We start from the raw sequence: 18456 nt of genomic DNA, 5'->3' as shown, positions 1-18456 counted from the left end.
CATTCGTCATCGGCCTCCGGTGCATGTCGAAAGGCTCACCCGCTCCCCACCGGCGGGAAGAGGGTGAGCCGCAGCGATCCGGGCCCGAGCCTTATTCCTTGTGGTTGTCCTTCAGCCAGTCCAGCCCCTTGCGCAGCGTATCGACCGCCTGGTCGACCTCGCCGCGCGAGATGATCAGCGGCGGCGAGAACAGCATGCGGTCGCCGGAGGCGCGCAGGATCACGCCATTGCTGACGCACTGGTTGCGCACCAACGTGCCGACATCATCGGGCTTTGAAAAGCGGCGACGGGTCGCCTTGTCCGCGGCGATCTGCACCGCGCCCATCAGACCGACGCTTACCGCTTCTCCGACCAGATCGTGATCAGTGAGCGACAGCAGCGCCTGGTTCAGATACGGGCCGATGTCGTCACGCACGCGTTCGACAAGGCCTTCCTCCTCGATGATGCGCAGGTTCTCGATCGCCGCGGCCGCCGAGACCGGATGACCGGAATAGGTATAGCCGTGATAGAAGTCACCAAGTTCCTCGATCATCACCTTGGCCACCCGTTCGGAGACGAGCACACCGCCAATCGGCAGATAACCGGAGGACAGCCCCTTGGCGATCGGCGCCAGATCGGGCTCAAAATCATAATGCTGGTGGCCGAACCAGGTGCCGAGACGGCCGAAGCCGCAAATCACCTCGTCGGAAACCAGAAGAATCTTGTACTTGGCGGCGATGCGCTTGATTTCCGGCCAGTAGGTTTCCGGCGGAACGATGACCCCGCCGGCGCCCTGGATCGGCTCGGCGACGAAGGCGGCGACATTCTCCTCGCCGAGTTCGAGGATCTTGTCCTCCAATTCCTTCGCGACCTTCAGGCCGAATTCTTCTGGCGTAAGATCACCACCTTCGACATACCAGTAGGGCTGGTTGATATGAACGATACCCGGGATCGGCAGGTTGCCCTGCTCGTGCATCCACTTCATGCCGCCAAGCGAGGCACCGGCAACCGTCGAACCGTGATAGGCGTTCTTGCGAGCGATCACCATGGTCTTGGTTTCATGGCCCAGCGCCTTCCAGTAGACGCGCGCCATACGGAACCAGGTGTCGGAGGCTTCCGAGCCGGAATTGGTGAAGAAGACGTGGTTGAGATTCGGGCCGCTATGGCTGGCGATCTTCTGGGCCAGCAGCGTGGTCGGCGGCGTCGTCGTGCCGAAGAAGGTGTTGTAATAGGGCAGTTCCTGCATCTGCTCATAGGCGGCATCAGCGATCGACTTGCGGCCGTAACCGACATTGACGCACCACAGGCCTGCGAAGGCGTCGAGATACTGCTTACCGTTCGAGTCCCAGATATGTACGCCGTCGGCCCGGCTGATGATGCGAGTCCCTTCCGCATTCAGTTTCTTCATGTCGGAGAAGGGATGCAGATGGTGGGCAGCGTCGATGGCACCGAGATTGGAAGGGGCGACTGCGGTCTTCGTCATGGCATTAGATCCTTGCGCAAGGTGCACTCGCAAACACGCCCGCGGACAAGCTGATCAAAGCTGGTCCGTGACGCCCTGCTTTCCCTTGCCTGATTGAAAGGCGGAACGTTATCGGCTACGAACATTACCTTCCCGAATGCGTTTGGCAAGGGCGTCGATTTGTGCGCTCCTGCGGCCAGATCGCCCCCCAGATTAGTCAGCGAGAAGCACTTTATGACCGAATTGTCCCAGGCCGCCGCCACCCTCGCAGCCGATCCGTCGGCGCGCATCGAAGTTCTGCTGGTCGGCATGAACGGCGACCTGCGCGGCAAGATGATCCCGCTCAAAGCCGAGGACAAGGTCTGGAAGAACACGGTGCGGCTTCCGGCCTCCACCCAGTCGCTCGACATCTGGGGTGACGACAATGACGACATCACCAGGATCTCGCTGACGCTCGGCGACCCGGACGGCATCCTCTTCGCCGACCGGAAATCGCTGACCACGCTGCCCTGGGGGCCTGCCGGCTCCAAGCAGGTCCTCGCCACAATGCACACGCTGGATGGCAATCCGCATTTCATCTGCCCGCGTGCCATCCTCGCCAATGTCCTGAAGCGTTTCGAGGAACGCGGCCTGACGCCGGTCATGGCGACCGAGCTGGAATTCTACGTCGTCGAGCCTGACTTCCGCGAAACCGGCAAGCCCATGCCACCAAAGGCACTGGTGATGGACGGCGAGGTCGAGGGTTTCCAGCTTTACGACATGCGGGCAACCGCCGCGATGGAGGACTTCCTCACGACGGTGCGCCGCTACTGTGACGATATGGGCCTGCCGGCCGACGCGACGACCGCCGAATTCGGCCCCGGCCAGTTCGAGGTCAATCTGCTGCACAAGGCGGATGCCATGGCCGCCGCCGACGACTGCATCTACCTGAAGCGCGTCGTTGATTTCGCCGCCCGCCGCCATGGGCTCAAGGCCACGTGCATGGCCAAGCCCTATGCCGACCACGCGGGGTCAGGCCTGCATGTCCACGCCTCCATCATAGACAAGGACGGCCGCAACATTCTCGATGCCAGGGGCGCCGATCCGGTCAAGCTCAAGTCGATCACCGCCGGCATGCTGAAAACCATGCAGGACGCCCAACTGATCTTCGCGCCGTTTGCCAATTCCTACCGCCGCTTCCAGCCGGGTTCGTTCGCGCCCGACAAGGTCGACTGGGGTTTTGGCAATCGCGGTACGGCCATCCGCATTCCCGACAGCGAAGGCCCTGCGGCCCGCGTCGAGCACCGCGTCGCCGGCGCCGACGCCCATCCGCACCTGCTTCTGGCCGCGATCCTCGGCGGCATCCTGCTCGGTCTCGACGAGAACCTCGATCCTGGCCCGGTCACCACGCCGGACAGCGCGCCGGAGAACCCGGACATGCTGACCCATGATTTCCTGACCGCGGTCGACCGGTTCCGCAACTCCCCCTTCATCGCCGACGTCTTCGGCGCCGAATACCAGCGGATCTACGGCGACACCAAACGCAAGGAAGCGATCACTTATCTGCGCAGCGTGTCGAGCTTCGACTACCAGACCTACCTGCCACGGATCTGATCTGCATCCACCACACCAATCCTACCCCCGGGGCGGCACTACTGCGCCCCGAATACTTGGGGCCGACAGGCAATAATTGACAAACATCAATACACAGCACACAACTGTTGCTCTTGGGCAACGCTCGCACCAACAATAAGAAGCAGAATTGTATTTTTTCTCATCGTAATGTAAGCATATTGAATGTTTTACTGAGGGGACCCAGCGATGAGAAAGCATTTATTGAGTGCAGTTATACTCGCAGCCATGGTAACGCCGGCGGCTGCGGCGGACATGTCGACACCACTTTCTGTACCGACTGCGAGCGACTGGACCGGCTTTTACGTCGGCGGCCATCTGGGCGGTGGCCGGTCGATTATCGATTGGACCTACGACGTCGGTGGAACGACGGCAGACCACAAGGGCGATGGTGTCCTCGGCGGCGCCCAGCTGGGCTACAACTTGCAGTCCGGCAACTGGGTGTTCGGTGGTGAAGCCGACATTTCGGCCTCCGGCATTGATGGTGACACGGACTGCCCGAACCCTGCCTTCACATGCTCCAGCGATACCAAGTGGCTTTCGACCGTTCGCGGACGTCTCGGCTACACCTTCGACAACCTGCTGATCTATGGCACCGGCGGTCTCGGCATCGGCCGGTTTGAGATGAGCACCAATAACGGCGCAGGTACCAGCGGCAGCACGACCAAGACCGACACCGGTTGGGTCGCCGGCGCCGGCGTCGAATATGCCTTCTCGCCGCGCTGGTCGGTCAAGGCCGAATACATGTATTACGACTTCGGCAGCACCAGCTACGAAGTCGATAACGGCTTGGATGTCAACGTCGACTCGCGTTTCCACACCGGCAAGATCGGCGTGAACTTCAAGTTCTGATCACGCCCAGCATCGCCCCGAAAATCGCAAGAGCCGCCGCGTAGGCGGCTCTGTTGTTATCGATGGCCACCGGATCGCGCTTCCCGCATGCGCTAGAAACGGTCGACAGTCAGATCCGCTCCTCTGCTTTTCTCCAGGACGAGCCGGACATTCGGCAGGTCGTTGCCCTTGAGTTTCCGGTCGATACCGGCGGCATCGAGATTGTAACCCTGCCAGCGGGCCGTCAGCCGGCGCTCCAACTCGGCGAGCGGCGGGGCGACGAAGACGGAGTAGTCGAAGAGTGGCGCGAGGGCCGCCCAGGGTTCCTGATCGAGCAGCAGGTAGTTGCCCTCGATCAGGACGATACGATCATGCGGCGAGATCGGCCGCGCCGAGGCAATGGCAATTTCACGGTCCCGGTCGAAGACCGGCACCAGCACTTCCTCTTCCCCTGCCCTCACCGCACGCACGATATCGGCAAAGCCGCGCACATCGAAGGTTTCCGGAGCGCCCTTGCGCAGCAGCAAGCCGCGGTCCTCAAGGATGCCGTTGTCCATGTGGAAACCGTCCATAGGCAGGACGGCCGCGTGCTCTCCGGCAGCGTTCAGAATCTCGGCGAGACGTTCGGCGAGCGTAGACTTGCCCGCGCCCGGCGGTCCGGCGATCGCGACGAGAAAACGGCGCGCCCCTTCGGCGCGCCGTACAATGGTTGTGGCAATGCTGTCCGCCGTCAGGCTCATGCGGCAAGCGCCTCGCCCGGCGCCTCCTTAGCACCCGTCATGAAGGCCACCGCATCTGACATGGTGTAGTCCTTCGGATCAATGACGCAGAGACGACGCCCAAGCCGGTGAATGTGGATCCGGTCGGCGACCTCGAAGACATGCGGCATGTTATGGGAGATGAGCACAATCGGAATACCACGCGAACGCACATCCTGGATGAGTTCCAGCACGCGACGGCTTTCCTTGACACCAAGCGCCGCCGTCGGCTCGTCGAGAATGATGACCTTGGAGCCGAAGGCTGCCGCGCGTGCCACGGCCACACCCTGGCGCTGGCCACCCGACAGTGTCTCCACCGCCTGATTGATGTTCTGGATGGTCATCAAACCGAGTTCCGACAGCTTGTCACGCGCGAATCTCTCCATCGCCGGCCGGTCGAGCGAGCGGAAGATGCTGCCCATGACGCCCGGTTTGCGCAATTCGCGGCCGAGGAACATGTTGTCGGCGATCGACAGCGCCGGCGACAGCGCGAGGTTCTGGTAGACGGTCTCGATGCCCGCCTTGCGCGCCTCGATCGGTGAGGAAAAGTCGACTGCCTTACCTTCGAGGCGGATCTCGCCCTCGTCCGGCGCAATCGCACCGGAGATCGCCTTGATCATCGAGGACTTGCCGGCGCCATTGTCGCCGATGACCGCGAGGATTTCGCCCGGATAGAGATCGAAGTCGGCATTGTCGAGGGCGGTTACACGGCCGTAGCGTTTGACGAGACCGCGCGCGGTGAGAATGGGTTCTTGAGCCATCAGCCTGCTACCTTTCTGATCCACTGGTCGATTGCCACAGCCGAGATGATAAGAACGCCGATCAACAGATAGGTCCATTGCGGATCGGTGCCGATGAGGCGAAGCCCGAGCGAGAAGACGCCGACGATCAGCGCGCCAAACAACATGCCGAGGATGGAACCACGGCCGCCGAAGAGAGATATACCACCGATCACCACCGCCGTGATGCTCTCGATATTGGCGAACTGTCCAGCGGTCGGCGAGACCGAACCGATACGGCCGATGAGCGCCCAGCCGGCCAGCGCGCAGATGAGGCCGGACAACGTATAGACCGAGACCAGCATGCGTTTGACGTTGACGCCGGCGAGTTCTGCGGCATCCGGATCGTCGCCGACCGCATAGACGTGGCGGCCCCAGGCGGTGCGGTTGAGCACATACCAAAGGAGAGCGACGAGCAAAACCATGAAGATGACGCCATAGGTGAAGACGGCGCTGCCGATGCGAAGATTCTGGCCGAAGAACTGCAGGATCGGCGCCTGAGCGGAAATATCCTGGCTGCGGATCGTCTCATTGGCCGAGTAAAGAAAGTTGGAAGCCAGAACGATCTGCCACATGCCAAGCGTGACAATAAAGGGCGGCAGCTTCATGCGCGCGACAAGCTGGCCATTGATCCAGCCGCAAAACGCGCCGACGGCAAGGCCGCACACAACCGCCAGCATCGGCGGCAAGCCATAGCGAAAGGTAAACTGGCCCATCACGACGGACGACAGCACCATAATCGCGCCGACGGACAGATCAATGCCCGCCGTCAGGATCACCAGCGTCTGGGCGGCGCCGACAATGCCGACAATCGCCACCTGTTGCAGGATCAGGGTCAGCGTGAAGGCGGAGAAGAACTTCCCGCCAAGGAGCACGCCAAAGACGGCGATCGATAGCACCAGCACGATCAGCGGCACGGCCGCCGGGCTCGAATGCAGGAAGTGCTGCAACTTCTCCAAGGGCGCCTTGTCATGGGCGTCGAACGAAGCGACCTGGGTCGAGCTGTCGACCAATACCTTCTCGAATTCCTGGCTCGGCTGTGAAACCGGATTTGCAGGCTGCATCGCTTCATCCTCCCTGGATTTCCCGCGCGTGTCTCTGCCGAAGATGCGCGACCGGCCCTCCACCCCGGCGGGCCGGTCGCATGAACCGTGATCGCTCGGCACGGGGGGACCTGATATTCCCCCGCGCCGCCTTGCCGACGCGATCACGGCAAAGTCGCCGGTTAGCCCCAGCACTTGTCCTTGCCGGCCTTGGTGTCGATCGACTCCACGCCCGGAGCAGGCTTGTCGGTGACAAGGGCAACGCCGGTGTCGAAGAAGTTCTTGCCTTCGGTCGCCGCCGGCTTCTCGCCGGTGTCGGCGAACTTCTTGATCGCCTCAATGCCCAAGGAGGCCATCAGCAGCGGATATTGCTGCGAGGTCGCGCCGATCACGCCGTCGGCGACATTCTGAACGCCCGGGCAACCGCCGTCGACCGAAACGATCAGCACGTCGTTTTCCTTGCCGAGAGCCTTCAGCGCTTCATAGGCACCGGCAGCAGCCGGTTCGTTGATCGTATGGACGACGTTGATACCCGGATCCTTCTGCAGGAGGTTTTCCATGGCGGTGCGGCCGCCCTCCTCATTGCCGTTGGTCACGTCATGACCAACGATGCGGGCATCGTCCTCGTCGCCGATCTTGTTGGGGTCCTTCGGATCGATGCCGAAGCCGATCATGAAGCCCTGGTCGCGCAACACATCAACCGAAGGCTGCGAGGGCGTGAGATCAAGGAAGGCGACTTTGGCGTCCTTGGCCTTGTCGCCGAGCGTTGCCGCGGCCCACTGGCCGATCAGCTTGCCGGCGAGTAGGTTATCGGTGGCGAAGGTCTGGTCGGCGGCATCAATCGGCTCGAGCGGAGTGTCGAGGGCGATGACCAGCAGGCCGGCGTCACGCGCCTTCTGCACGGCCGGGACAATGCCCTTGGTGTCGGATGCGGTCAGCAGGATGCCCTTTGCACCGTCGGCAATGCAGGTTTCGATTGCCGCGACCTGGCTTTCCGAATCGCCATCGACCTTGCCGGCATAGGACTTCAGCGTCACGCCGAGCTCGGCCGCCTTGGCGGTCGCGCCTTCCTTCATCTTGACGAAGAAAGGATTGGTGTCGGTCTTGGTGATCAGGCAGGCCGAAACGCCTGCGGCGCTGGCCGAACCGGCGAATACGGTGCCGAGCGCCAGAGCTGCAAGCGACGCGGCGAAAAGAGACTTCTTCATGTGATTCCTCCCGAGAATATCGATGATCCGGTTGCCCCGGACCGTGAGCGTGGCTCCCCCAGCGCTCCCACGCCGGGCTGGCAATCCTCCTCAGGCCGCCATTCCTCCACGCCCCATTTAGAACATCAGTGAATTCTGATTGTCAATTAATAAATCCAGTTGAATTATTAATTCCCTATGACATGCTGACGAACGAAAGATATAAGAGCGCCGGGTGCGACCGAAGGAGGAGCGGCCATGGCACTATCGGACCCCCCAGTGGGGCTTAGCGAGCAATCGCCATTCACGACCGCGGCCGGCGGCGCCAATCAGGTGCGTGTGCGCGCCTACAACGAGCGCCTCGTTCTGTCACTTGTCCGGCGCAACAGCGGCGTGTCGAAGGCCGAGATCGCCCGACTGACCGGGCTGTCGGCCCAGACCGTTTCCGTCATCATGCGGGCCCTGGAAAAGGACGGCCTGCTGATGCGCGGCAAGCCGGTGCGCGGCCGGGTCGGCCAACCTTCCGTGCCAATGCACCTCAATCCGGATGCGGTCCTGTCATTTGGCGTCAAGATCGGCCGCCGTAGCGCCGATCTGGTGCTGATGGACTTCGTCGGCACCATCCGCCTCAACCGCCACCTGACCTATCCCTACCCCGACCCGACGACTATTCTCGCATTCCTGGTGGAAGCGATCGCGGACATGGAGCAACAGCTTTCGCCGGCACAGCGTGACGCGATCGCCGGCGTCGGCATTGCCGCCCCGTTCGAACTTTGGAACTGGGCGCGCGAGGTCGGCGCGCCGGAGGGAGCCATGGAGGCCTGGCGCGGCTTCGATCTGCAAGCCGAGGTCGCGACCCACCTGCCCTACCCCGTGTACCTTCAGAATGACGCGACCAGCGCCTGCGGCGCCGAACTCGTGTTCGGCGTCGGGCCTCGCTATCCCGACTTCGTTTATTTCTACATCGGCTCCTTCATCGGTGGCGGCGTCGTGCTCAATTCCTCGGTTTTCGTCGGACGAACCGGCACGGCCGGCGCAATCGGCCCTCTGCCAGTGCGCAACAAGCACGGCGAGACGCGGCAACTGCTGGAAATCGCCTCGATCTTCGTCCTCGAAAGGCTGCTCAAGGAGCGCGGTGTCGATCCTCAGCCCTTGTGGTATGCGGCCAACGATTGGATCGACTTCGGCGAGCCGCTGGAGATCTGGATCCGCGATTGCGCCGCAGCACTTGCCCAGGCGATCATCGCCGCGAGTTCGATCATCGACTTTTCCGCCGCCATCATCGACGGCGGCTTCCCCGCCTGGGTCAGGACCCGTATCGTCAAGGCGACGCTTGAGGAAATCGGCAAGCTCGACCTTCAAGGCATCGTCGTCCCCGACATCGTCGAGGGTGCGGTCGGCGCCCAGGCAAGGGCGATCGGTGGCGCCAGCCTGCCGATCTTCGCCCGCTACCTCATCGACCAAACCGTCTTGTTCAAGGAAATCGGTAATGTTGAAGGGAATTGATCCGCTGCTGAGCCCGGAATTGCTGGCGACATTGCGCGCCATGGGGCACGGGGACGAGATTGCCGTCGTCGACGGCAATTATCCGGCGCTCGAACACGCCCGTCGCCTCATCCGGCTCGATGGCCACGGTATCGTCGCGGTCATCAACGCCATCCTCAGCGTGATGCCGATCGATGATTTCGTCCCCGAGGCGGTCTTTCGCTCGACTGTCAGCGACGATACCGAACGGCTCGACCCCATCCATCAGCAGATGATCGCCTGCTGCGCCCGCCATGAGCCGAAGCGCCGCGTCGTGCCGCTGGTCGGCCAGGATTTTTACAGTCGGGTGAAGGCGGCACACGCGGTCGTCCAGACCGGGGAACCAGCGCTCTACGCCAACATGATCCTGCGCAAGGGCGTGATCTATCCGTCCAACTGACCCGGCTCCCAGAGGCGGTAAGAGGTTTCGGCTTTCGCAGACACCAGGACATTGAGCGCGCCGGGATGCAGCCGGATCTCGACATCGCGCGGCATGCGGACAAGTTCCCCGTCCACCACGCAGAGCGTACCGCCGCGATGCTTGGGAAACTGCAAGCTGACAACCTCCGCTGTCGTGCTACTGACAGCACCATTTTCTTTCAACCGCCCAAGCAGGATGTCGAGCGCCAGCTTGGCCATGCCGACCGGCTCTAGCGGATCTGTGAGATAAACCCCGAGTTTGCCGCCAGTCAGATTGTCGGCAAAGAACAGCGGATTATCGCCGAACGGGTTGTTGGACACCGAAATCGCCGACACGATCCTGTGCTCGTTGCGGCTATCGTGATCGATGTCGAAAACGACTTCAAAGCGCGAGGGGCGCAACATCACACCAAGGGCCGCGCGTGTGCTCGCCCGCATCTTGCCGAATCGCGAGGCGAAATCCATGGCATTGCGCATGCGCACCATGCGGGCGTGCAGACCGGCGGAAAACTGATGCACGAAAGGCCGGCCATTGACGCTGGCGATATCGACTCGCTCTATCCGGCCCTTTGCCAGGGGCGCCAAGGCGGCGTGGATGTCGAGCGGCAACTTCAGGGAGCGGGCGAAAAGGTTCATCGTTCCGGCCGGCACGACGCCGAGGGCAATCCCCGCCTTCCAGGCGATGCCGGCTGCGGCTGAGATCGTGCCGTCGCCGCCACCGGCGATCAGCGCGTCGATACCCGTCTCGCGCGCGGCGTCCTCAAGCGCTTGAACCACGTCGCGACCCGCGACCACTTCACAGGTGATGTCGTGACCGGCCTCCTGGAAAACCTGCTTGGCATGGACACTGTAGGCGGCCATGTCAGTGGTGCGGAAGGTTCCGCCGTCTCGGTTGAATACCGCCTTGAGCCTCATGGGTCCTCGTTCCGCTGTTCCGTCGGTCGCAGGCATCCGCAAACTACCAGCGCAACCAAACGCGTCGGCATGGGAATGGTTTCGCTATCTATGCTGAAATCGGCATTCAGCGGCATAAATCAAGTTGCCGTGCTATTGCCCTTTACGACGGCGCACGAACGCATGATAAACGTCAAATCCCGCCAGCACCAAGGCTTGTTCCGGCAATGGCCGTCTCGCCTTTCGCTCCGATTTTAGCCCCTCCACGGCCGCCCGCCCGCGGTCGACCAAGGTAGTGCCATGACCGATTGCCGCGCGCTTCCCACCCACGCCCGAGCCGGTATCGTCTCGACCGACTCCATCCAGTCGCTGACGCCGCTGATGATGATCCTGATCGAGATCGCACTCGCCGCCGGGGGCTTCGGCATCGGCACCGGGGAGTTCGTCATCATGGGCCTTCTGCCGGAGGTGGCCACGACCTACGGCGTGAGTGTGCCGGAAGCCGGCCAGGTCATCAGCGCTTATGCCCTCGGTGTGGTGATCGGCGCCCCGATCATCGCCGTGTTGGCCGCGAAGCTGTCGCGTCGCACCTTGCTTCTTTCGCTGATGGGCGTATTCGCCATCGGCAATGTCACGAGCGCACTGGCGCCCGACTTCCTCTCTTTCACACTGCTGCGATTCGCCACCGGTCTGCCGCACGGCGCCTATTTCGGCGTCGCGGCGCTGGTCGCCGCCGCCATGGTGCCGCCCCACCGGCGCGCGCGTGCCGTCGGACGCGTCATGCTGGGCCTGACAATCGCCACACTGATCGGCACGCCGATCGCCACCTTCCTTGGCCAGATGATGAGCTGGCGAGCGGCCTTCCTCATGGTTGGCGCCATCGGCGCGCTGACGGTCATGCTGATCGCGCTCTACCTGCCGAAGGACAAGGTGGCGGAAGGCGCCAGCATTCGCCGCGAACTCGGCGCTTTCGGCCGGCTGCAAGTCTGGCTGACACTTGCGGTTGCCGCAGTCGGCTTTGGCGGCATGTTCTCGATTTTCAGCTATATCGCCAAGACCACGACGGACACTGCCGGCCTTCCCGCGACCATGGTCCCGATCGTGCTGGCACTATTCGGTATCGGCATGAATGTCGGCAATGTCGTCGGCAGCCGTATGGCCGACTATTCGTTGAAGGGCACGATCGGCGGCATGCTCGCCTTCAATGTGGTGCTGATGAGCGTGTTTTCGCTGACCGCGGCCGATCCGGTCATGCTGTGCATCTGCGTGTTTCTGACGGGGTGCGGCTTTGCCGCCTGCCCTGCCGTGCAGACCCGTCTGATGGATGTCGCGGCCGATGCGCAGACGTTGGCCGCCGCGTCGAACCATTCGGCTTTCAACATCGCCAATGCGCTCGGTGCCTGGCTGGGTGGCCTGGTGATCACCTGGGGCTATGGCTATGGCGCCACAGGCTTTGTCGGCGCGGTGCTGTCCTTCCTTGGCCTGCTCGTCTTCCTGATCTCAGTGCTGATTGAGAAGCGCACGTCAGGCCGCTGACAGCGCCTCCTCGTTCGCCAGGTCGGAAGCCTCTTCCGGCATGACGACGTATTTCTTGCCGTCCTGACAGACCACATGCGTCTCGCCCCATTGGCCGAGCGCCATGATCACCGGCTCAAGGGTGCGGCCGAGCGGCGTCAGGCTGTAGTCGACCCGCGGTGGCACGACAGCGAATACCGTACGCGAGACGATACCGCTCTCCTCAAGCTCGCGCAGCTGCTTGGTCAGCATGCGCTGCGTGACGCTCTTCAGCTTGCGCTGCAATTCGGAAAACCGCAGCGTGCCGGATGTGATCAGATGGTAGAGGATCACGCCTTTCCACTTGCCGTCGAGCAGGCTCAAAGTCGACTCCACCGGACAACCGGGAAAGTTGTTCGTCATCTTGGCGCGGGGACGCGACATCACAGTATCCTTTTTGATACTAACACCACTATTGTGCGGTATATGCCAATAATGTGCATTCTTGCATATTGCGACCATATGGATCAACTGAACAGCGTGCAAACGAACCAAGGAGTTTCCCATGCGCGCCGTCGGATATGACAAGGCCGGACCCATCAGCGCCGAAAATGCGCTTGTCGACTTCGAAATTCCCACTCCCGAAGCCAGCGGCCACGATTTGCTCGTCGAGATAGAAGCCGTTTCCGTCAATCCGGTCGACACCAAGGTCCGCACCAACATGGCACCAGCCAACGGCGAACGCCGTGTGCCGGGCTTCGATGCCGCCGGCGTCGTCACCGCCGTCGGTGAAGCCGTGACCCTGTTCAAGCCCGGCGACGAGGTCTATTACGCCGGCTCGATAGCCCGGCCCGGCACCAACAGCGAATTCCATCTTGTCGACGAGCGCATCGTTGGGGCCAAGCCGAAAAGCCTGAGCTTTGCGGAGGCCGCCGCTCTGCCATTGACGGCGATCACCGCCTACGAGGCGCTGTTTCACCGGCTGAAGGTGGACGACAAGGTTCCCGGCGCGACCCAGGCCATCCTGATCACCGGCGGCGCCGGCGGAGTCGGATCAATTGCCATCCAACTTGCCAAGCAGCTGACCGACCTCATCGTCGTCACCACGGCCTCCCGCCCCGAAAGCGCCGAATGGGTGAAATCGCTCGGCGCCGATCACGTCCTCGACCACACCGCATCGCTTGCGCCTCAGTATGCAGCACTTGGCATCGGCGCGCCGGCCTTCGTCTTTTCCGTCACGGCAAGCGACCGCCATGCCGAAGACCTCGCCGAAATCATCGCGCCGCAGGGCCGATTTGCCATCATCGACGACCCGAAAACCGGCTTCGACGTGATGAAGTTCAAGCGCAAGGCGATCTCGATCCATTGGGAAATGATGTTCGCCCGCCCCGTCTTCCAGACCGCGGACATGATCGAGCAGCACAAGCTGCTCAGCCACGTCGCACAACTGGTCGATAGCGGAAAGATCCGAACGACGCTGGCCGAGACATTCGGCGCGATCAATGCCGAAAACCTGACAAGAGCCCATGCGGCAATCGAATCGGGCAAAACCCGTGGCAAGATCGTGCTGGAAGGTTTCTGAGACCAAGCGAGGCGGGTTTAACCCGCCTCAGCCCTTGGCCGCCGGCAACTTCAGAGGGCCGCCGGTCTTGACGCTGCGGATGGCGAAGTTGGACTGTATGTCGATGACATGCGGCAGCACCAACAACTTGTCGGTCAGCAGCGTCTCATAGGCCGCGAGATTCTCGACGACGACCTCGGCCATGAAATCGGAATGGCCGGAAATCATGTAGCAGCCGACCACTTCCGGCAGGTCCTGCAACGCCTGCTGGAAGGCGTGGGCGTGCTCGCGCGTATGATGCGCCACCTTGAAGGCGACGAAGACGGTCAGCTCCAGTCCGGCGGCGCGGCGATCAATCTCGGCACGGTAGCCGCGGATGATGCCCGCCTCCTCCAGCATTCGTATCCGTCTCAGGCAAGGCGACGGAGAGAGGTTCACCCGCTCGGCGATCTCGACATTGGTGGCCCTGGCATTGCTCTGCAACGCATCGAGGATGGCAATATCAAATTTGTCCAGTTTTGGCATATTTCTCACAATCTGCGATTCATCGCGCATTTTACTGCCAATTTTGACACCATCTCAGGCGTAAATGGCAAGGACATATTGGCTATCGGAGGTTTATCCTGCCTCATCTTTTCAGGAGTGCCCGATGAGCCTTGCCAGCCCCGCCACAAGACCACCTCTTTCCGCCGGCCTCGGCGCAGCCTCAGCGCTGTCGGTCGTCCTGATCTGGGCGGCATGGCTGATTTCCACCCGTCACAGCGTCGGCAGCTCGCTTGCCGCCCTCGACCTCAGCCTGCTGCGCTATGGCGTGCCGGCAATCCTGCTTTCGCCCTTCTGGCTGAAAACCGGGCTCTGGCCGAAGGGCACACCGAAGTGGGCGCTCGTGCTGATGGTGTTCGGCTCCGGCGCACCGTTTTTTCATCTGGTCGCCTTCGGCATGAAGTCGACACCGGCTTCGGCGGCAGGCGTGCTGCTGCCCGGCGTCATGCCGCTCGCGGCGGCGCTGATCGGCATTGCTTTGCTGGGTGAGAGGCCTGATCGCATGCGCGCGCTCGGCATGGCAGCGATCCTCTCCGGTGGTCTGCTGCTTCTGCTCAGCAACCTTTCATCCGGTCAACTGACGTGGATGAGCTATGTGATCCTGCCGGCGGGCGCGGCGCTTTGGGCGGTTTATACGCACGCCTTCCGCAAGTCCGGGCTTTCGGCCTTCGAGGGCGGCGCGCTGATCTGCGTCTGGTCGACGATCATCAACCTGGCACTCATGCCCTTCCTTGGCACGCACCTGCTGACCGCACCCATTGCCCAGACGGGACTTCAATTCGTGACCCAGGGATTGCTGTCCGGCCTCCTGGCGACCCTGCTCTACGGCACGGCGGTGCGCAGCCTCGGCGGCACCCAGGCGGCCGCCTACACTGCGGTCACGCCGGTCGCGGCCGCTATCGGCGGCGCGCTACTGCTCAGTGAGCCCCTGGGCGTCGTCACCGTCGCCGCGGCGCTGGTGACGGGTGCCGGCGTGCTACTGTCGACCGGCCTGCTATCAGCTCGCGCCGGTCGCTGACATCAAATGCCTCGCGCTATGCGCGACAGCGCGGGCCGTCAGGCCTGCAGCACCACAACCCGCCCGCCGACCTTGACGCGTTCGTAGAGATCAATGGCGTCGTGGTTCATCATGCGGATGCAACCAGACGACATGGCCTGACCGATCGACCATGGCTGGTTGGTGCCATGGATACGGAACATGGTGTCATTGCCGCCGCGATAAAGATAGAGAGCGCGCGCGCCGAGCGGATTGTTGATGCCGCCCGGAACCCCGCCGGCATATTTCATGTTCTTTTCCGGATTGGTGCGCAGCATATTGGGCGACGGCGTCCAGCTCGGCCATTCCGCCTTGCGACCGACATAGGCGACGCCGGCCAGCGCGTAGCCGTTGCGGCCGACGCCGACGCCATAGCGCATGGCCCGACCGTTGCCGAGCACGTAATAAAGCCGGCGAGCCGGCGTATCCACGACGATAGTGCCGACCGGCTGACTGGTCTCATATGCGACTTCCTGCCGGCGCAGTTCCGGCTTGATCTTGTCGATCGGCACCCTCTTCAGCGGATGCGGCTCGTTCGGCCTGGCATCATACATCGACTGCGCGCTCGGCCCCGTCTGGCATCCAGCAAGCAACAAGGGCAGCCCGATCAACAAGCTGCGGCGGGAAATCGTCATTGTGGCCCCTCGAATTGAAAATGCGTCGCCCAGAAAATTACCGAGTTTATGGTTAACTGTTGGTAAAGGAGCGCCGACAACCACATCGTCGCGTCACACGTCAAAGAAACGACAGGTCGCTGCGGACAGTGCTCGATTGCGGGCACTTGCCTGCCGGCGGACCTCCATTTCGGATCATGGACGTGAATCCTCGAGAAGACCGCAGGGCCGGAATCGGAAGACCCGCGGAAGGGATTTCCGCGGGTCTTCATATGATCGTCGCCGAAGCTTACTTGTCGACGCCAACCATGGCGTTGGCTTCGACAATCATCGGATTGAAGGTGAAGACGTCGCGGTTAGCCGCATCCACGGTCACCTTGACCCAATGCACATTCGGGCTGCCGAATGTCTCGAGGCGGGTAAAATTCGGAAGCATGTGGGTCGCATCCTTCATCGGCTTGTCCATCTTGAAGAAGTGCGTGTCGCCATGCACCAGAACGACCTGGCCCGGGAAGGCTGCGGTTTCATTGTAGACGGCGTCGAGGAAGGCGGCATAGCCTTCCAGGCCCGGAAGGCGGCTTTCGTCCTCGTCTTCCGTTTCCGGAATGTCGAAGCCGAGATCACCCTGGAGAACAAGCATCACGCCCTTGAGATTGGCTGCCTTTGCCGCCTCGAAGGAACCATGCAGCCACTCGATGTTGGCAGCATCACGCTCGACGTATTCGACGTTGTCGGCGGCGCACTGCTCCGGAGTACGGGCGCTCTTCTTGGTGCAATCCTTGTCGTCGTTGACCTTGTTGTTGTTGGAGCCCGGTACGTTCAGGCCGACAAACATCGCCGGTCCGCGTACCAGGCGCGTATTCTCGGAGAACTTCTCGCCGGGCTTGCCCTGATGTTCCAAAGCGACTTTCTCGGCGCCAAAGCTGTCCGCGGTCGTGAACATGGTCTTGCGAATATGGTCAAGGCGCTCGAGGTTGTCGTAGCCGCCGTTGTTGGTGCGATGACAGTCAGTCCACTCGTTATCGCCGGGAACGTAGATCACCGGCTTCTTCAACGTGTTGAACATCGAAATGGCCGATTCGTAGATGTCGTCGGTGCACTTCGAGCTGCCGTCCTTGATGTCGCCGTCATACATGGAAAATGCGATATCGGAGGCGTTCATATCATCCAGCAGCGCTGGAATACGCGGCTGATCGTCGGCCTTGGCATAGGGCATATCGCCCCAAAGGCCCATCGTATAAGCCGTATCGTCGGCAAATGCTGCGGTCGAAAAGGAGGCTGCGGCCAATGCGATACCGGCGCCAAATGCGATCTTTGTAAACTTGAAGGCCATGAATCTTTCCCCTCGGGTGTTGCGATCACTCGGTGGGTATTCCTGTCAGACGACAGTAATACGACAGATTCTTGACGTTCCTGTCATCCCGTTATGATGGCGACCTACGGGAGCAGACACAGCCGATGCGGGGATTTGTCCGCACCGCGCAAATCATGAAAAGGCCCGTCCGCACCGCGAACGAGCCCCTTGTATAGACAGGGATCGGGATAGCGCCAGATCAGACGCCGGCGATCGTATGGAGCCAACCGTGACGGTCATTGCTCTGGCCGCGCTGGATGCCGATCAGCGCATCGCGTAGGCGGGCCGTGACCGGGCCGGTCTGACCGTCAGAGATCTGGAACTCGCCGTCCGGATATTTCACCATGCCGATCGCGGCGACCACAGCGGCGGTGCCGCAGGCGAACGCTTCCTTGAGCTTGCCACTGGCCACGTCCGCCTTCCACTCCGCGAAGGAATAGGGCTTCTCCTCGACGGTGATGCCCTCTTCATGCGCCAGCGTAATCAGCGACTTGCGCGTGATGCCCGGCAGGATCGTGCCACCGAGCGGCGGGGTGACAAGCGAACCGTCGGCCATGACGAAGAAGACGTTCATGCCGCCCAGTTCCTCGACCCATTTGTGCTCGGCCGCGTCAAGGAAGACGACCTGGTCGCAGCCCTTGCCGTAGGCCTCGGCCTGGGCGACGAGGCTCGCCGCGTAATTGCCTCCGCATTTGGCAGCGCCCGTTCCGCCCGGTGCAGCGCGGGTGTAGTCCTGAGACACCCAGATGCTGACAGGCTTGGCTCCGCCCTTGAAATAGGGACCGACCGGAGAGGCGATCACGCAGAAGATATACTCCCTCGACGGACGCACGCCGAGGAAGGTTTCGCTGGCGAACATGAATGGCCGCAGATAGAGGCTGCTGCCCTCGCCTTGCGGGATCCACCTGGCATCGATGCGCACCAGCTTCTCGACCGCTGCCAGGAAATCCGCCTCCGGCAGCTCCGGCATCGCCATGCGGCGGGCAGACTCGTTGAAACGGCGGGCGTTTTCCTCCGGGCGGAACAGCACGGCTCGGCCGTCGGCGGTGCGATAGGCCTTCATGCCCTCGAAGATTTCCTGAGCGTAGTGCAATATGCTCGATGCAGGGTCGATCGGGAACGGCGCGCGCGCCGTCACTTCGGCGGAGTGCCAGCCCTTGCCCTCGCTCCAGCGAATGACCGCCATATGGTCGGAAAACAGTGTGCCGAAGCCGAGGCTCTCGAAGGCCTTCAGGCGATCGGCCTCCGGCAACGGATTGGCGCTTGGCTTGATATCGAAGGTAAGCGGCGAAGTCGTGGATGGCATCGGGATGATCTTTCAGCTGACCATTAAGGTGGCACGCAAACTGCCGCTTTGGCCACCGTT

18 protein-coding genes are annotated in these 18456 nt (G+C 62.1%); 7 read left to right on the top strand and 11 right to left on the bottom strand.

Annotation, left to right across the window (positions count from 1 at the left end; genetic code table 11):
• Positions 1-91: 91 nt before the first annotated feature.
• Entirely contained in the window at positions 92-1462 is a 1371-nt protein-coding gene (locus RNA01_RS06870) for an aspartate aminotransferase family protein (protein ID WP_147179228.1), read from the bottom strand.
• 213 nt (positions 1463-1675) lie between these two features.
• Between RNA01_RS06870 and RNA01_RS06865 the strand changes: the two genes are divergently transcribed.
• A complete protein-coding gene (locus RNA01_RS06865) occupies positions 1676-3034 on the top strand; it encodes a glutamine synthetase family protein (RefSeq protein ID WP_147179227.1) in 1359 nt (452 codons plus the stop codon).
• 222 nt (positions 3035-3256) lie between these two features.
• A complete protein-coding gene (locus RNA01_RS06860) occupies positions 3257-3904 on the top strand; it encodes an outer membrane protein (RefSeq protein ID WP_235916476.1) in 648 nt (215 codons plus the stop codon).
• A gap of 92 nt (positions 3905-3996) precedes the next feature.
• On the opposite strand, the gene RNA01_RS06855 is transcribed toward RNA01_RS06860, so the two are convergent.
• The 4 genes from RNA01_RS06855 to RNA01_RS06840 form a co-directional block, all read right to left on the bottom strand.
• Complete coding sequence (locus RNA01_RS06855; RefSeq protein WP_147179225.1) at positions 3997-4623, bottom strand: nucleoside triphosphate hydrolase; 627 nt, start codon at positions 4621-4623, stop codon at positions 3997-3999.
• Positions 4620-5402, bottom strand: a complete 783-nt coding sequence (locus tag RNA01_RS06850) for an ATP-binding cassette domain-containing protein (protein WP_147179224.1) — start codon at positions 5400-5402, stop codon at positions 4620-4622. Before RNA01_RS06850 ends, RNA01_RS06855 begins: the two co-directional genes overlap by 4 nt.
• Positions 5402-6484 (bottom strand): ABC transporter permease, encoded by a 1083-nt coding sequence (locus tag RNA01_RS06845; protein WP_147179223.1) that lies wholly within the window; start codon positions 6482-6484, stop codon positions 5402-5404. The genes RNA01_RS06850 and RNA01_RS06845 overlap by 1 nt, the downstream gene beginning before the upstream one ends.
• Before the next feature lie 161 nt (positions 6485-6645).
• The gene (locus tag RNA01_RS06840; protein ID WP_147179222.1) at positions 6646-7671 is read right to left on the bottom strand and encodes a sugar ABC transporter substrate-binding protein; all 1026 of its coding nucleotides are present in this window, start codon (positions 7669-7671) and stop codon (positions 6646-6648) included.
• A 237-nt stretch (positions 7672-7908) separates the two neighbouring features.
• Between RNA01_RS06840 and RNA01_RS06835 the strand changes: the two genes are divergently transcribed.
• Together RNA01_RS06835 and RNA01_RS06830 are read left to right on the top strand one after the other, a co-directional pair.
• The gene (locus tag RNA01_RS06835; protein ID WP_147179221.1) at positions 7909-9156 is read left to right on the top strand and encodes an ROK family transcriptional regulator; all 1248 of its coding nucleotides are present in this window, start codon (positions 7909-7911) and stop codon (positions 9154-9156) included.
• Positions 9140-9574 (top strand): RbsD/FucU family protein, encoded by a 435-nt coding sequence (locus tag RNA01_RS06830; protein ID WP_147179220.1) that lies wholly within the window; start codon positions 9140-9142, stop codon positions 9572-9574. Before RNA01_RS06835 ends, RNA01_RS06830 begins: the two co-directional genes overlap by 17 nt.
• On the opposite strand, the gene RNA01_RS06825 is transcribed toward RNA01_RS06830, so the two are convergent.
• A complete protein-coding gene (locus RNA01_RS06825; RefSeq protein ID WP_147179219.1) occupies positions 9559-10509 on the bottom strand; it encodes a diacylglycerol/lipid kinase family protein in 951 nt (316 codons plus the stop codon). The two genes, RNA01_RS06830 and RNA01_RS06825, sit on opposite strands and share 16 nt — an antisense overlap.
• A 279-nt stretch (positions 10510-10788) precedes the next feature.
• Here RNA01_RS06825 and RNA01_RS06820 point away from each other — a divergent pair, with 279 nt between their 5' ends.
• Positions 10789-12024 carry an MFS transporter gene (locus RNA01_RS06820; RefSeq protein WP_147179218.1) on the top strand — a complete coding sequence of 412 codons (1236 nt, stop codon included), beginning with the start codon at positions 10789-10791 and terminating at the stop codon, positions 12022-12024.
• Here the strand turns inward: RNA01_RS06820 and RNA01_RS06815 are convergent.
• A complete protein-coding gene (locus tag RNA01_RS06815; RefSeq protein WP_147179217.1) occupies positions 12013-12426 on the bottom strand; it encodes a winged helix-turn-helix transcriptional regulator in 414 nt (137 codons plus the stop codon). The two genes, RNA01_RS06820 and RNA01_RS06815, sit on opposite strands and share 12 nt — an antisense overlap.
• Positions 12427-12547: 121 nt before the next feature.
• Between RNA01_RS06815 and RNA01_RS06810 the strand changes: the two genes are divergently transcribed.
• Positions 12548-13564 carry a zinc-binding alcohol dehydrogenase family protein gene (locus RNA01_RS06810; RefSeq protein ID WP_147179216.1) on the top strand — a complete coding sequence of 339 codons (1017 nt, stop codon included), beginning with the start codon at positions 12548-12550 and terminating at the stop codon, positions 13562-13564.
• Positions 13565-13591: 27 nt separating this feature from the next.
• On the opposite strand, the gene RNA01_RS06805 is transcribed toward RNA01_RS06810, so the two are convergent.
• Positions 13592-14068 (bottom strand): Lrp/AsnC family transcriptional regulator, encoded by a 477-nt coding sequence (locus RNA01_RS06805; protein WP_147179215.1) that lies wholly within the window; start codon positions 14066-14068, stop codon positions 13592-13594.
• A 124-nt stretch (positions 14069-14192) separates the two neighbouring features.
• Here RNA01_RS06805 and RNA01_RS06800 point away from each other — a divergent pair, with 124 nt between their 5' ends.
• Positions 14193-15104, top strand: coding sequence for an EamA family transporter (locus tag RNA01_RS06800; RefSeq protein ID WP_147179214.1), 912 nt, complete (start codon positions 14193-14195; stop codon positions 15102-15104).
• Positions 15105-15142: 38 nt separating this feature from the next.
• Here the strand turns inward: RNA01_RS06800 and RNA01_RS06795 are convergent, their stop codons facing one another.
• The 3 genes from RNA01_RS06795 to RNA01_RS06785 all read right to left on the bottom strand — a co-directional run bounded on the left by RNA01_RS06795 (position 15143) and on the right by RNA01_RS06785 (position 18396).
• Positions 15143-15757, bottom strand: a complete 615-nt coding sequence (locus RNA01_RS06795) for a L,D-transpeptidase (protein WP_147179213.1) — start codon at positions 15755-15757, stop codon at positions 15143-15145.
• 268 nt (positions 15758-16025) lie between these two features.
• The gene (locus RNA01_RS06790) at positions 16026-17069 is read right to left on the bottom strand and encodes a hypothetical protein (RefSeq protein ID WP_210245735.1); all 1044 of its coding nucleotides are present in this window, start codon (positions 17067-17069) and stop codon (positions 16026-16028) included.
• Between the two features lie 220 nt (positions 17070-17289).
• Positions 17290-18396 carry a branched-chain amino acid aminotransferase gene (locus tag RNA01_RS06785; RefSeq protein WP_147179212.1) on the bottom strand — a complete coding sequence of 369 codons (1107 nt, stop codon included), beginning with the start codon at positions 18394-18396 and terminating at the stop codon, positions 17290-17292.
• Between the last annotated feature and the right edge of the window lie 60 nt (positions 18397-18456).

This window comes from Paenirhizobium naphthalenivorans, assembly GCF_007992095.1.
Classification (GTDB): Bacteria; Pseudomonadota; Alphaproteobacteria; order Rhizobiales; family Rhizobiaceae; genus Allorhizobium; species Allorhizobium naphthalenivorans.
Note: the sequence above shows the minus strand (reverse complement) of the source record. Positions and strands in the feature narration are given on the sequence as shown.

Coding starts and splice junctions, on each gene's coding strand:
- RNA01_RS06870 (WP_147179228.1), bottom strand. CDS start 1,462: ATGACGAAGACCGCAGTCGCCCCTTCCAATCTCGGTGCCATCGACGCT.
- RNA01_RS06865 (WP_147179227.1), top strand. CDS start 1,676: ATGACCGAATTGTCCCAGGCCGCCGCCACCCTCGCAGCCGATCCGTCG.
- RNA01_RS06855 (WP_147179225.1), bottom strand. CDS start 4,623: ATGAGCCTGACGGCGGACAGCATTGCCACAACCATTGTACGGCGCGCC.
- RNA01_RS06850 (WP_147179224.1), bottom strand. CDS start 5,402: ATGGCTCAAGAACCCATTCTCACCGCGCGCGGTCTCGTCAAACGCTAC.
- RNA01_RS06845 (WP_147179223.1), bottom strand. CDS start 6,484: ATGCAGCCTGCAAATCCGGTTTCACAGCCGAGCCAGGAATTCGAGAAG.
- RNA01_RS06840 (WP_147179222.1), bottom strand. CDS start 7,671: ATGAAGAAGTCTCTTTTCGCCGCGTCGCTTGCAGCTCTGGCGCTCGGC.
- RNA01_RS06835 (WP_147179221.1), top strand. CDS start 7,909: ATGGCACTATCGGACCCCCCAGTGGGGCTTAGCGAGCAATCGCCATTC.
- RNA01_RS06830 (WP_147179220.1), top strand. CDS start 9,140: ATGTTGAAGGGAATTGATCCGCTGCTGAGCCCGGAATTGCTGGCGACA.
- RNA01_RS06825 (WP_147179219.1), bottom strand. CDS start 10,509: ATGAGGCTCAAGGCGGTATTCAACCGAGACGGCGGAACCTTCCGCACC.
- RNA01_RS06820 (WP_147179218.1), top strand. CDS start 10,789: ATGACCGATTGCCGCGCGCTTCCCACCCACGCCCGAGCCGGTATCGTC.
- RNA01_RS06815 (WP_147179217.1), bottom strand. CDS start 12,426: ATGTCGCGTCCCCGCGCCAAGATGACGAACAACTTTCCCGGTTGTCCG.
- RNA01_RS06810 (WP_147179216.1), top strand. CDS start 12,548: ATGCGCGCCGTCGGATATGACAAGGCCGGACCCATCAGCGCCGAAAAT.
- RNA01_RS06805 (WP_147179215.1), bottom strand. CDS start 14,068: ATGCCAAAACTGGACAAATTTGATATTGCCATCCTCGATGCGTTGCAG.
- RNA01_RS06800 (WP_147179214.1), top strand. CDS start 14,193: ATGAGCCTTGCCAGCCCCGCCACAAGACCACCTCTTTCCGCCGGCCTC.
- RNA01_RS06795 (WP_147179213.1), bottom strand. CDS start 15,757: ATGACGATTTCCCGCCGCAGCTTGTTGATCGGGCTGCCCTTGTTGCTT.
- RNA01_RS06790 (WP_210245735.1), bottom strand. CDS start 17,069: ATGGCCTTCAAGTTTACAAAGATCGCATTTGGCGCCGGTATCGCATTG.
- RNA01_RS06785 (WP_147179212.1), bottom strand. CDS start 18,396: ATGCCATCCACGACTTCGCCGCTTACCTTCGATATCAAGCCAAGCGCC.